We start from the raw sequence: 12,218 nt of genomic DNA, 5'->3' as shown, positions 1-12,218 counted from the left end.
CTCTCCGACACTTTGAACCGTAAGTACCGCCCTCGAGGCGGTTTTTTGTGTTTGAAAGCTTCTTCATGAAATTGACTGCTGATTGGCGCCGGGTCCTGAAACGGGCCTGGAGCGTCCGCCTGATGGTGTTTGCCGCGCTGCTGAGCGGTGCGGAAACCGCGCTGCCTTTCCTTGGGAATTCCATCGAGCCGGGGCGGCTGGCCGGCTTGTCGGCCCTGGCAACAGCGGGGGCATTCGTCGCCCGCATTCTCGCACAGAAGGACATGGAAGATGAAAAGTAAGCGTGCCAAGGCCGCGCTTGCGTCCGGGCTCGGTCTCGTGGCGTTGACGGCAACTTTCCTGACGGCTCCCTGGGAGGGCACCGAGAACCGCGCCTATTGGGACAGGCTCGGCAGGGTTTGGACCGTCTGCACCGGTGAAACCAAGGGCGTGCGCAAGGGCGATACCTATACCGACGAAGAGTGCAGGGACATGCTCTACCGCACACTGGAAAAGGACTACCGGCAACCGCTGCGGAATTGCGTGAAAGGTTATGACGGCCTTCCGCTGAGCCTGCAGGCGGCGATGCTCGACGCGGCCTACAATGTGGGCACGGGTGCGATCTGCCGGTCCACGGCGGCCAGGCGGGCGATGGCGATGAACCTTGCCGGGGCCTGCAAGGCGCTGACCTGGTTCAACAAGGCCGGCGGGCGGACGATCCGGGGACTGGTGCTGCGGCGCGAATATGGTGATAAGACGCGCATCGGCGAATACGAACTGTGCATGGCGGGGCTGAAATGATCGGCTTGCCAGGCGCGCTCCTGCGAAGCCGCGCCGCCTGTTCCGTTCTCGCCGTTGCCGCCGTTCTGGGCGGTTTTTTTGTGTGGCACAAGGTGGACAGGTCCGGCGCGGTGCGCCGGGCGGTTGTTGAATATGTCGCCAAGGTGGAACTGGCCTCAAGCCGGGCGGAGCTGGAAGAGCTGAAGCGCCGCCATGCTGTCGCAGCCGGGGCGGCGATGCGTCTTCAAACCGAAATCGAAAAGGCCTTTGCCGAAGCCGAGGCCGCCGAACAGGAGCTTGAGCACTATGTCTCAACCGTTGAAGATAGCTGCGTTGTTGAGCCTGGTCTCGTTGAGCGCCTGCGGAACCGTTGACCAGCGGTTGAAAGCGGCAGCGGAACAGGCCGGACGGAGGGAAGCGCAGAAGGTTCTGCCGGACCATCCGGATGATTGTCGGAAAATAGAGCGCTCCGGTGTCCGCACTGGCGAACCGCTGGATGTCGCTTTACTTCGAACGGATCAAGCCCTTGGCCGGTCCAATGCCCGCGTGCTCCGCTGCGCTGGTTGGTATGCCGAAATTCAGGCTGGATTTGGAAGGGGGGAGCCGTGACGAATGAAGAGTTGCGGGAAATTGCCCGTTTGGGTGGCAAGGAGGGTGGACGTGAAGGGGCGCGGGAAGTCCTTCGCGCACTGGGCGTCGACATCGAACACCCGCTGGAGGCACAGAAAGACATGCACTTTCTACGTGATTTCCGGAAAGGGACTTACAGCGTCAAGGTGAAATTCATAAATACCACCATAGGCGCCTTTGCATTGGCCGGCCTCTACAAGCTTTTTTCAGGTGTCATGTGGGAACCCTGAGTGTGAGCAGTCACAGACTTGACCTGAGTGAACTGTCCGATACACGCCAGTCCCTGGTGACAACTTTGGGGCGCTCCTGAAGGCATGCGACGCCGGTTATTGAGGGATTGCCAGAAACCAGAGGTTCCGGCGGATGTTGCGGAACCAGCGGCGGCTGGAAGGGCCTTCTCCTGCTTCCCGTTCCCCGGGGCCGTTGTAATTCAAGCGGTCGTTCATCACTCTGGAGCCGTCCCAGAAATCGATATGATCCCCTGAAGTGCCGTCCGACCGGCGGAAACAGTCTTCGAAATAAATGATCCCGGGCGGGCCCGACAGTGTTCTCTCGATCTGTTCGGCAGTCATGGAGTCGGATCCCGCCTTGGAAAAGCGCTGGAACGTCCAGATGCCCCGCAAATAATCAATCAGTCGGGAAGCGCTGGCATTGTGGGCAACATCTGTTCCGCAGCGCCTGTTGGTCGCGCTGTGGGTGTGACGGATCCGGCTTCGATCGAAATGAAAGCCGATGTCCGCACGCATAAGTGCCACGCTCATTCTAACGGCACACTGATTGGTCACGCTCTCTTGCCCACAAGGCATTCCCTGCACGTCGCGAAAGGTCTGGTATTCCCGCAATAATGTCGCCGCTGTGGGAAGGCGGACGGCTCCAGGTCCGAGAGTCCGTTCCGTTTCCGCCCGCGGCGTTATGGACGGCGCGGGGGTGATGCTCACCGGCACGGGTGCACGCGGCGCCCGTTCGTCAAGGACTTTCCATGTAAGTCTGCCTGCGACACCATCTCCTGTACGGCCTTCTTCGGCCAGCCCGGCAATCGCCTGAAAACGGGCGACCGCGGCAACCGTTTCACCGCCGTAATCTCCGTCCAACGTTCCGTCGGGACGGATCGAACGGCGCATGGATGCAGACCCCACGCTGATCAGCGCATTTTGCAGTATACGTACCGCTTCTTGGTCAGGGTCACCTCGACGCAAGGGTGGAGCGTTTTCCGCGGCATTGCGGATACGTGCATTGTCTCTGAACTGCGGATTGGACAGGGGCATTTCCCGGATCTCTCGGATTGTGGCGCATTTTCAGCACGAAAGGCTGTAAAAGCCTCAAGCCCGTAAAATAGGTCTTTTGTCCGGTGGAGCCCGTGACGCGCGTCACGGTCTGCAGTCTCGATTTCCTTTTTTTTGAGAGTCAGCTTCTCTCGCTGGTTGATTTGTTGGAATCACGTTCCGATCAGGCACGGTGCTGACCGGCCCGAGAGGCTTCCCTGCCGGGAAACACATTCTGTGGGCGACAGACTGTTCACTAATGTGCGTCTAGTACGCCGTAATCTGCGCAACTATCTACATTTCGTGAACATAATAACCGGAAACGATTGCTATTGATTGGAGATATCCCCATGAGCAAGCCCGTAATTCTTCAGATTGATGCTTCGGCCAGAAAAGCAGGTTCGGTAACGCGCGAGCTGACAGGCGCCATTGCAACACAGCTACTGAACAGGTCTCCGGACGCCAAGGTTCTGATCCGTGACGTTTCGCAGGGACTGCCTTTTCTGGACGAAGAGTGGGTGGGGGCGAACTTCACCGATCCTGCGGAGCGAACGGCGGCGCAAAGGCTGAAGCTTGCCCTGTCCGACACGCTCGTTGCAGAACTGATAGCTGCGGACACGATCATCGTTGGTGTGCCCGTTTACAACTTTTCGATCCCCGCGGCCCTTAAAGCCTGGGTCGATCTGATCGCACGGGCAAAAGAGACATTCAAATATACACAGAACGGTCCGGTTGGCCTTCTTGAAGGCAAGAAAGCCTATCTGGCGGTCGCATCGGGAGGAACCAAAGTCGGCTCGGAAATCGATTTTGCCGTAAACTACCTGAAACATATGCTCGGGTTTGTCGGCATAAATGATGTCACCATCATTGCCGCCGACCAACTGATGATGGATCCGGCGAAACAGGAGGTTGCTTTGGCGCAAACGCGTGAACTTGCTGCTTAGCCGTGGAGCGTTCCGCAAGTAAACAAACGGCGGTCGATTTGGTCGAGGGTCACCGGACCAAGGCAATTGTCCGTTTCTGCCGGGGCCCGGTCTTGCTCGCCGGGTCGTCGTCGATCTCAATCTATGATTGCGTTAGCATTTGAGAGAAGCGCGGCGAAATATCAACTCCGGAGAACGGAATATTGCCCTTGCGGGGAATGAGCAAGGTCTGCAGTCGGCCGATCAGCCGTTTCCGCTTCCTGCCTGCACCTTCTGGTGCAGCAGGTTGGAGTCGTCTTTATCTTATTCTTTTTGTTGCGGAATTCTTTCAGCCGAAATCCTGGTATCAGCTTCTGTTTGTTGTCTATTTTGGGGTTGGATCAGATTACGCCAACCACGATGGCAGCCAGAAAAGCAAGGGCTGCAAGAAAGGCAATCATGTTCAGGTTCCGTGCAAGGGTCATTTGTGCGCTCCCGATTACCTCTGTTCGACGGAACGATATTAAGACAGCCGTTCAGGGAAACGAAGAAAAAAAGATGCTGCAATGCAAAGCCGCTATGCGCTCCTGAGTTGCGCCCCTTCAGGATTTGTTAATTAAGGCATTGATAGAAAACAGTCCCTGAGATTGGGAAGAGTTCGCAGACGTTGTTAAGGCGGGTTAATATTTTTTCAGCTACAGAGCGGTACGCTCGCCGGGAAGCAACCGATATCGGCACCGGGAACCGGTGAAATTCCCCACAATCCCGATAAATCCGGCAGTAGCTTAGTGTTAACAGACTTTTGCTATATTTCTGCACACGCGCGATGAATGCGTCGGAGTGTCAATGTTCGATCTTAGCAAAATTGCTGACCTGGCAAGAGATCCCAGCGCTGCGGGCCGCAAAAGCCTGATCTGCATGCTGACGGATCTTTTTGTGAGCGCCGGTGACGACCGGGATGAACAGATCAGCCTGCTTTTCGGCGATATCGTCCTGAAGGTTCTCGGGCAACTGGAAGAAGAAACCCGGATCATTCTGTCCAAGAGAATGTGCGGGGAAAAAAATGCGCCGCTTGAACTGATGGTGAAGCTGGCTCAGGATACCCTGGCTGTTGCTGAACCCGTTCTGGAACAGTCTCCCGCGCTTTCGTCAGAGGATCTGGTGGCAATAGCCAAGACTGCCCCTATAGAGCATTTGGGGGTCATCGCCGGCCGACAGTCCATCGACGAGTCCGTCACATCGGTCCTGGTCGATCGGGGCGATGCCGGGGTTCTGAGCAAGGCCGCTGAAAACAAGGGGGCTCACTTCGCGGATGCTTCCTTCCTGAAGCTGGTGGAAAAAGCTCGTACCAGCATAAAAATCCAGGCTGCCCTCATTGACCGTACGGATTTGACCGAAGAGGCAGCCGAAGCTTTGTTGCCGTTCCTGGCTGAAGAATTGAAAGAACGGGTCACTGCGCTTGGAGCTGACAATACCCTCGTCCAGTTGCTGGCGCAGCGGGCCGCCCTGGAAGTGGCGGCCCGCTCCCAGAAGCTTGAAGAAGCGCGGGAGCAATCCAACGCACTGATACAGGACGTCGTCAGCAAGAAGGCTAAAATCGGCGATGCCGTGATCCTGTTCGCACGGGCCGATCGAACAGCGGAATTGGGAATATTGCTGGGCAAAGTGAGCCAACTTCCGCCGGCCGCCGTGTCTCAGCTACTGTTCAGTACAAGCGACAAGCCGCTGGTCATACTTTGCAAGGCAAACGGTGTTCCACCGGAAGCCTACAAAGAGATCCTTACGATGCGTGCCAGGCGCCTCCGCATTGGCGGTCTGGAGCTGAACGCTGCCATTCAGCGCTATGCAGCCCTGAGCGAGGATGGGGCCAAGCGGTCGCTCGAAATCCTGAAGCAGTCCGGAGCTTCGTTCGGCCTGAAAACCAGTGATGAAAATGCGGCATCGGATGAAACCGCCGTTAAGAAAAAGATCCCTTTCGCTTCCAGCCGAAGTTCTTCCGCGAGCTGATGCCTATCCCGCCGACCGCTGCAGCGTAGCGGTCATGGCAGCTGCGGAAATCAGAAACCCACCGCCCACCTTGTTGACGATCCGCAAAAGAGACGGGTTTTGAATTTTCCGGCCAACCGCTGCCGCTGCCAGAGCGTAGATCGCTGCATTCAAAATGCCCAGGACAACGAATGTTGTCCCCAGCAGCGCCAGTTGGGGCACAACAGGGGCCTGGGCGGCAATGAAGTGCGGCAGAAACGCCATGAAGAACACAATGCCTTTCGGGTTGAGCGCGGTAACGATGTACGCATGCCAGAAAATCTTCCGGGCGGGTATATCCGCCACCTTGTGCGGGCCGAGCGCGGTGGGCCGGCTGCGCCACATTCTGATCCCGAGCCAGACCAGGTAAATCGCCCCGACCCATTTGAGCATTGTAAATGCAGTTGCGGAAGCCGCCAGAATGGCACCCAATCCCAGGAGAGAAACCACCGCCGCCGTCGCATCGCCCAATCCTACACCCATCACGCTTGCAAATGCCGATTTGCGGCCCTGGGTCAGGGCGTAGCTCACGACAAGCATTACGGTCGGTCCGGGTATGGCCAGAACGATCAGCGTTGCAACAATATAGGCGGAATATAATTCTAGCGTCATGAGAACCCTACGGAGCTGGTTGCCGAAACTTAGTCCGCCGATGAGAGTTATTCAAGCAAGCGCACCCAAATTTAACGATCGGGATCCGGGAGAAAAATGCGGATTGTCACTCAGTATTGCTGTGCTGTCCTGGCGGGGACGGTCTTCGGTCTGCCTGCGCCAGCAGCGGGTGAACCTGTCCCGAACGCCAAACCGCTGGCGACAACCCGCCAGCAACCGTTTCTGGAGGGCATCGACACACCGCCCGCCAAGCCACAGGTTCCGGACAGCACCAGAAATGTATCAGGTACACGGTCTGAGCCACTTGCAGCATGTGACATTCCGGGAGCCTTGCTGGATGTGGCCGAACCGGTCACGGATGGCGGATATGAAGATTGCGGAATTGCGGACCCGGTCAGACTTGCCGGCGTCGTAAGTGGGCCGAACACAGCGAAGTTTCATGCTCCCGTGACAATCTCTTGCGACTTCGCCAAGGTTCTGACCGACTGGCTTAGACGGGACGTTCTTCCCGTAGCTGAGCTCGAATTCGGCATTCCGGTGGCTGTTGTGGCAAGCGGGCCGGGTTACCAGTGCCGTCGGCGGAATAACCGGCCGGACGGGAAACTGTCCGAGCACGCGTTGGGCATGGCCATCGATATCACTCAATTTCAGCTGGCCGACAGCTCAAACATTTCCATTGAAAAAGACTGGGTGACCGCGACTGGGAAGGGGAAATTCCTGCAGGCAATTCATGCCAAGGCCTGCAGACGCTTCACGACGGTGCTCGGTCCGGATGCGGATGCCAATCACCGTTCTCATTTCCATCTGGATGCCGGCTGCCACGGTCAGGACTGTACGTATATTATCTGCCAATGACTTAGGGTACGGACTCATAAAATTATGCTTTCAGGTCGTTTGGAAATTAATTGGAACAAAGAGGTGATAGCGCGAGAAATCTTTACGGTTTTCAAAGTTTTGTAACACCGGAAACCGTTGCTTTCGATACGATCCAAAGGACAGCAAGCCGGCAGCCAAGAGCAGCGTCATAGCTCTTGCGTCATGTACCGGCATGGCTCCGCACGCTTTTCCTCGCTCCTATTTGCCGGATTGATGCCTGAATGAATAATTTTATGGGTTCGTACCCTTACTCACGGCTTGCAAATCACCCGCAAGCTTGTTCCATTCGAGCCATTGACCGCAAAAGCCGGAACCACTGATGGAACGATATACGACTGCCGTTGATGCCGCGCTGGACCTGCGTCCCGATCAGCCGATTTACTGTTTCCGGCCCGAGGTGCTGCGTGAGGACGTGAAGCAGTTTCAGGCCCTTTTTCCCGGAAAAACCGCTTATGCTGTGAAGACCAACGGGGAACCATTCGTACTGGATGCGATCGCAAAGTCCGGCATCGATTGCTTCGATGTTGCATCGCCGGCTGAATTTGCCGCCGTCCGCAAGGCCGCGCCCAAGGCCGAGATGCTTTACATGCATCCGATCAAGGCCCAGTCCGATATACGGCTGGCCCTTGAACAATACGGCATCCGTACGCTCTCCCTGGATCATGAGGACGAGGTTGCGAAGATCCTGCGGATCGTGCGGGCTCTCGATATAGATCCAGGCACAATCACGCTGTTCGTACGCATCGCCACCAAAGGCCACGCAGCCTATGAGCTGTCGAAGAAATTCGGCGCGGCGCCGGGGCATGCGGTCGAACTTCTGCAGCGCATCCACCGCATCGGGTTCAAATGCGGGTTGTGCTTCCATGTCGGCAGTCAGATCGAAGAACCCGAGATCTATGAACGTGCCCTGGCCTCGGCGGACTGGATTAGGTCGCGGGCAGGGGTGCCGATTGTCGAGCTGGACGTCGGCGGCGGCTTTCCGGCCGTCTACGGCCACGACCCGCGCCGCAAGGTCCGGGAAATGCCGTCGCTTGAAGAGCTGATGGCGCAACTCAAGGCGGATATTACCGACTGGCAATTTGACGATCTACCGCTGGTGGCCGAACCCGGACGGGTAATCGTTGCAAGGTCGATTTCCCTGATCGTTCGGGTTCTTTTGAAAAAGGGCCGCCGCCTTTACATCAATGACGGTATCTGGGCTTCCCTGTCGGACAGCTGGACCGGTAAGATCACGCTGCCGGCGCGGTTCATCCCGGACCCTGCACGGAAAACCCGGTCAGGCCAGGCGGACAAGATCGTCCCTTTCAAGGTTTGCGGTGCGACCTGCGACAGTGTGGATATTTTGTCCCGTCCGTTCTGGCTTCCCGAAACGGTCGATACGGGAGACTGGATCGAGATAGGTCATATCGGTGCCTACAGTCTGTCGCTGAGAACGCGATTCAACGGCTTTTATCCGGAAAAGGTGATCGAAGTCAGCACGCCGTTCGATGCCGGCGAGGCGCCCGAGGGCTTCGCGTCCATCGAGACGATGGCTGACTAAGCGAGGGCGGGATCTTAAAAAAATACGGCAACACGCGGGTGGCCAGTTGGGCTGACCTGTCGCTCGTTGCCGTAAGTTTGCGGGCTATGGGCTTTTCGGCGTCCGAAGCCTATTGGCAGAAGCGCTGTTCGCCGCCATAGGTGGTGAAGGTGCCAGTCGACTGATTAAAGGACCGGTATTTCGAGGAGCAGTACTGGTACCAGGCAGGGCTCCAGGGCTGGTATCCGACAGTTCCGTGTACACGGCCAGGGTAAGGGGCCGGCGGGTAGTAGTTGACCGGCGGCGGGCCTGCGTAGCTCGGTTGGCGGGTCGCCCCCAGCAGGATCGCGCCTGCCGCAAGGCCGATTACGCCGGCTGCGACGGCTGCACCCAGATTGCCGTTGTTACCATGTTTCTTGTAACCTTGGTTGTTGTTGTGGCCTTTTTGTTTCCGGTGCGACCCATAATGCTGATTGTGGTCCCCGCGGTTGTTATTCCAACTGTTTCTTGGTCCAGCTTCGGCGGTTGCGATTGTCGGCAGAAGAAGTGCGCCTGTCAGGGCGGCGGCGATCATGCGTTTGCTCGTGTTGTTCATTGTCTCTCTCCAAGGGCCCGCGCCTTTTGTGAGTGGCGCCGTAGCTGATGAAGAGAGATTTACACACGCGGCCTGAACCGGTTCTGAGATGCCCGTTCATCTGATGTTCAGATTTCCGGTGTGGGGTTTGGCGCGTATAATGCTGCAGGAAACCGGTTACCGGGAAATCCGGTGGATGCGAGGAACAATGGAGATCGGGAACGACGTGGACAAAGAAACCAAATCCGTGATCCGCCCGACAGATGACGAGGCACGTTTGCTGGCCAAGGGGCTGATCCGCTCTGCGAGGTTCGGCGCTCTTGCGGCGCTTGAAGCCGGGTCCGGGCATCCCATGGCCAGCCGGGTTGCCGTTGCAACGGATCTCGACGGAACGCCGGTTATTCTTACAAGCACGTTGTCCGGCCACACCGCAGCGATTCTGCAAACGCCGGCCTGTTCGCTTCTTGTCGGTGAACCCGGCAAGGGCGATCCCCTGGCGCATCCCCGGATTTCGCTTTTTTGCAATGCCGTACCTGTGGAACGGCAAAGTTCGGTTCATGACCGTTTGCGCGCGCGCTATCTGGCACGCCATCCCAAGTCGGAGCTTTATGTCGATTTTGGCGATTTTTCATTCTTCCGTCTGGAGCTTCTGCGTGCCAGCCTGAACGGCGGTTTCGGAAAAGCCTTCGAGTTGAAGCAGGAGGACCTGCTGATACCAGTGGACGATCCGCAACATTGGGGGGCGCTTGAATCGGGTGCCGTCGCGCATATGAACGAGGATCACCGGGACGCCATAAAGCTTTACGCCGAAGTATTGTGCGGAGCGGAGGACGCCAACTGGCGGCTTGCCTGCCTGGATCCGGAAGGGCTGGACCTCGTTGCGGGAGACCGGATTAAACGGCTTTGGTTTGCAGAGCCGTTGGACGATCCCAAGGAAATGCGGCCAACGCTTGTTGCCCTGGCTCTGCAGGCCCGCAACGCTTGAGGGTGTCCACCATCGGTTTCCCGAAATGGAAGCCTGATCGTACTTGTTTCAAACCGTGGCTCGGGATAAATTCTCCCATCTTTTTCAATCTGGACGATTGTTTTGCCTACGCTCTAACCGGTCTTCGATTCCGCATTTGCATTCGTTTGAGTGCGCATCTGACTTGTTCGTCAATGTGGCGGATCGGGGCCGGTATGGCTTTGCCAGACCGTATCTGAGCTTTCCGATACGCTGCTGATTTTCAATACATCTCTAGAGCATTTCCCGAAAAGTCTGAATCGGCTTGGATTCCCTTTGATCGCGAATTGTGATTCATATGTGGACGCCCCCCTATGGCAAGAGCTGTTTTTGTCATGTTGCGGTGATCGGTTGCTTTCATATGTCCGGCCTGTTTGTGCGGGATACGTTTGCCGCTGGCCCTGATGGAAATCCGCCGGTGAGGTCCCTGATCAAGCTGGCGCGCATGAATGGCGCATTGAATCAGACGGGTTTGCCTCTCCATTGGCTCGATCGTTACGCATCATCGACTGCTATTGCCAATTCGGTTCGGGCTGCGCGCGGTTAGGCAGGCTGCCCGTAGGGTCTATAAGTCTCTCCGCGCGTGAGTATTGCCCAGGCGATGCGGGCGAGCTTGTTCGCGAGGGCGACCGAGGCGAGCCGGAACGGCTTCTTCTCCAGCAACCCATTCACCCAGTCTGTCATCGGCGTCGGGTTACGCTTGGCGTGTCGCATGACGGCCGTTGCGCCAACGACGAGCAGTCGCCGCAAATACCTGTCGCCCTGTTTGGATATACCACCGAGACGTGTTTTGCCTCCGGTCGACTGTTGCTGCGGCGTCAACCCAAGCCAGGCGGCAAATTGCCTGCCTGATTGGAACTGATCGGGGTCTGTTACTGTCGCCGCGATGGCTGTCGCTGTGATCACCCCGACACCCGGGATAGCCGCGAGCCTTCGACTGGCCTCGTTCTCCGCATGCCAGATGCGTAATTCCTTATCGAGTTCGCCAATCTCCTCGTTTAATTCGGTGATCCGTCGGATCAGGATCTCAAGCGCTCGATGAGCGTAAGCAGGAAGGGCTTCATCGGCAAAGGCCCTGGCGGCCAGCTTCACCAGATTGGCAATACCTGGGTTGGCGACCAACCCGAATTCGGCCAAGTGCGCGCGTAGCGCATTCGCGGTCATGGTACGCTGACGTACGATCAGCGATCTGGTCCGGTGCGCCATCAGAACACTCTGCTGCTCAACTGTCTTTACCGGCACAAACCGCATGGTCGGACGTTGCACGGCCTCGCAGATCGCTTCTGCATCAATCGCATCGCTTTTGCCGCGCTTGACGTATCCTTTTACGTAAGACGGTGGCATGATCCTGACGTCATGGCCCATGGCGGTCAGCGTACGCGCCCAGTGATGGGCCGTCGCGCAGGCCTCAACGCCGATCAGACAGGGCGCCAGTTTCGAGAAGAATGGCAGCATCTGTTTGCGATGCAGCTTTTTCACCAGAACCGTCTTGCCGCATGCATCTATCCCATGCGCCTGGAAAACGCTCTTCGCCAGATCCAGCCCAAGTGTTGTGATGTTCATTGGTACCTTCCTTTCCTGCTTTCACTTCTTTCTCAGCACCATACTTGGCGCTGCGCTGGCGGGGGTGTCCACATCATCAAACTGAGGGCTGGACAAGGAGGCCAGCCTTCACGACGCGACCTCTATCGACTGACTTACGCAAGCGTTTGATTGATGCCGTTGAAGGTGGAATGTCGCGTCGGGCCGCGGCAGAACGGTTCGGGGTTGGGGAAGCGACGGCAATCCGCTGGGTGGAGCGATATCGACGAACTGGCCGCATCGACCCCGAGAAGATGGGGCCTCGTTCTCCGCGCAGTCCGCTTGAGGCGTTTCGCGATGAGATTCTTAAGCTGGTGGAGGCAAGGCCCGATATCACTCTCGCGGAAATCGTGGAGCATCTGCACGAGACATTCCGTCTGAGAACATCGACCAGTTCTGTTGATCGCTTCCTGGCCCGCAACGCTATCACGTTCAAAAAAAGACAGCGCACGCCAGCGAACAGGAACGCGCCGAT

13 protein-coding genes and 1 pseudogene are annotated in these 12,218 nt (G+C 57.4%); 10 read left to right on the top strand and 4 right to left on the bottom strand.

Going from position 1 to position 12,218, the window contains the following annotated elements; genetic code table 11:
- Positions 1–65 precede the first annotated feature (65 nt).
- From CLV41_RS17145 to CLV41_RS17130, 4 genes are all read left to right on the top strand, one after another.
- Positions 66–281 carry a DUF7940 domain-containing protein gene (locus CLV41_RS17145; RefSeq protein WP_103223657.1) on the top strand — a complete coding sequence of 72 codons (216 nt, stop codon included), beginning with the start codon at positions 66–68 and terminating at the stop codon, positions 279–281.
- Positions 271–780, top strand: coding sequence for a lysozyme (locus CLV41_RS17140; protein WP_103223656.1), 510 nt, complete (start codon positions 271–273; stop codon positions 778–780). Before CLV41_RS17145 ends, CLV41_RS17140 begins: the two co-directional genes overlap by 11 nt.
- Positions 777–1,133, top strand: coding sequence for a hypothetical protein (locus CLV41_RS17135; RefSeq protein WP_103223655.1), 357 nt, complete (start codon positions 777–779; stop codon positions 1,131–1,133). Before CLV41_RS17140 ends, CLV41_RS17135 begins: the two co-directional genes overlap by 4 nt.
- Before the next feature lie 231 nt (positions 1,134–1,364).
- Positions 1,365–1,619, top strand: a complete 255-nt coding sequence (locus CLV41_RS17130; protein ID WP_103223654.1) for a hypothetical protein — start codon at positions 1,365–1,367, stop codon at positions 1,617–1,619.
- 96 nt (positions 1,620–1,715) lie between these two features.
- Here CLV41_RS17130 and CLV41_RS17125 read toward each other — a convergent pair whose 3' ends face one another.
- Positions 1,716–2,654, bottom strand: a complete 939-nt coding sequence (locus CLV41_RS17125) for a T6SS effector amidase Tae4 family protein (RefSeq protein WP_103223653.1) — start codon at positions 2,652–2,654, stop codon at positions 1,716–1,718.
- 347 nt (positions 2,655–3,001) lie between these two features.
- Between CLV41_RS17125 and CLV41_RS17120 the strand changes: the two genes are divergently transcribed.
- A complete protein-coding gene (locus tag CLV41_RS17120; RefSeq protein WP_103223652.1) occupies positions 3,002–3,595 on the top strand; it encodes an FMN-dependent NADH-azoreductase in 594 nt (197 codons plus the stop codon).
- Between the two features lie 804 nt (positions 3,596–4,399).
- Positions 4,400–5,560, top strand: a complete 1,161-nt coding sequence (locus CLV41_RS17110; RefSeq protein ID WP_103223650.1) for a DUF2336 domain-containing protein — start codon at positions 4,400–4,402, stop codon at positions 5,558–5,560.
- A gap of 3 nt (positions 5,561–5,563) precedes the next feature.
- Here the strand turns inward: CLV41_RS17110 and CLV41_RS17105 are convergent, their stop codons facing one another.
- Positions 5,564–6,190, bottom strand: a complete 627-nt coding sequence (locus tag CLV41_RS17105) for a LysE family translocator (RefSeq protein WP_103223649.1) — start codon at positions 6,188–6,190, stop codon at positions 5,564–5,566.
- A 339-nt stretch (positions 6,191–6,529) separates the two neighbouring features.
- Between CLV41_RS17105 and CLV41_RS17100 the strand changes: the two genes are divergently transcribed.
- Positions 6,530–7,045: an extensin-like domain-containing protein gene (locus tag CLV41_RS17100; protein ID WP_170107233.1), complete on the top strand. Its 516-nt coding sequence runs from the start codon at positions 6,530–6,532 to the stop codon at positions 7,043–7,045.
- Positions 7,046–7,385: 340 nt separating this feature from the next.
- Positions 7,386–8,606: an alanine racemase gene (locus tag CLV41_RS17095; RefSeq protein WP_103223647.1), complete on the top strand. Its 1,221-nt coding sequence runs from the start codon at positions 7,386–7,388 to the stop codon at positions 8,604–8,606.
- Between the two features lie 109 nt (positions 8,607–8,715).
- On the opposite strand, the gene CLV41_RS17090 is transcribed toward CLV41_RS17095, so the two are convergent.
- Positions 8,716–9,180, bottom strand: coding sequence for a BA14K family protein (locus CLV41_RS17090; RefSeq protein ID WP_103223646.1), 465 nt, complete (start codon positions 9,178–9,180; stop codon positions 8,716–8,718).
- Positions 9,181–9,385: 205 nt separating this feature from the next.
- Between CLV41_RS17090 and CLV41_RS17085 the strand changes: the two genes are divergently transcribed.
- On the top strand, positions 9,386–10,144 hold the full coding sequence (locus tag CLV41_RS17085; RefSeq protein WP_235867162.1) for a HugZ family pyridoxamine 5'-phosphate oxidase: 759 nt from the start codon (positions 9,386–9,388) through the stop codon (positions 10,142–10,144).
- Between the two features lie 561 nt (positions 10,145–10,705).
- Here CLV41_RS17085 and CLV41_RS17080 read toward each other — a convergent pair.
- A complete protein-coding gene (locus CLV41_RS17080) occupies positions 10,706–11,725 on the bottom strand; it encodes an IS110 family RNA-guided transposase (RefSeq protein WP_103223644.1) in 1,020 nt (339 codons plus the stop codon).
- A gap of 170 nt (positions 11,726–11,895) precedes the next feature.
- Here CLV41_RS17080 and CLV41_RS17075 point away from each other — a divergent pair.
- Positions 11,896–12,218, top strand: a pseudogene (locus CLV41_RS17075) (IS630 family transposase); the annotation flags it as partial.

Origin of the sequence: Roseibium marinum (assembly GCF_002906165.1) — a bacterium.
Classification (GTDB): domain Bacteria; phylum Pseudomonadota; class Alphaproteobacteria; order Rhizobiales; family Stappiaceae; genus Roseibium; species Roseibium marinum.
This window is presented reverse-complemented; position numbering and strand designations above follow the sequence as displayed.

Coding starts and splice junctions, on each gene's coding strand:
- CLV41_RS17145 (WP_103223657.1), top strand. CDS start 66: ATGAAATTGACTGCTGATTGGCGCCGGGTCCTGAAACGGGCCTGGAGC.
- CLV41_RS17140 (WP_103223656.1), top strand. CDS start 271: ATGAAAAGTAAGCGTGCCAAGGCCGCGCTTGCGTCCGGGCTCGGTCTC.
- CLV41_RS17135 (WP_103223655.1), top strand. CDS start 777: ATGATCGGCTTGCCAGGCGCGCTCCTGCGAAGCCGCGCCGCCTGTTCC.
- CLV41_RS17125 (WP_103223653.1), bottom strand. CDS start 2,654: ATGCCCCTGTCCAATCCGCAGTTCAGAGACAATGCACGTATCCGCAAT.
- CLV41_RS17120 (WP_103223652.1), top strand. CDS start 3,002: ATGAGCAAGCCCGTAATTCTTCAGATTGATGCTTCGGCCAGAAAAGCA.
- CLV41_RS17110 (WP_103223650.1), top strand. CDS start 4,400: ATGTTCGATCTTAGCAAAATTGCTGACCTGGCAAGAGATCCCAGCGCT.
- CLV41_RS17105 (WP_103223649.1), bottom strand. CDS start 6,190: ATGACGCTAGAATTATATTCCGCCTATATTGTTGCAACGCTGATCGTT.
- CLV41_RS17095 (WP_103223647.1), top strand. CDS start 7,386: ATGGAACGATATACGACTGCCGTTGATGCCGCGCTGGACCTGCGTCCC.
- CLV41_RS17090 (WP_103223646.1), bottom strand. CDS start 9,180: ATGAACAACACGAGCAAACGCATGATCGCCGCCGCCCTGACAGGCGCA.
- CLV41_RS17080 (WP_103223644.1), bottom strand. CDS start 11,725: ATGAACATCACAACACTTGGGCTGGATCTGGCGAAGAGCGTTTTCCAG.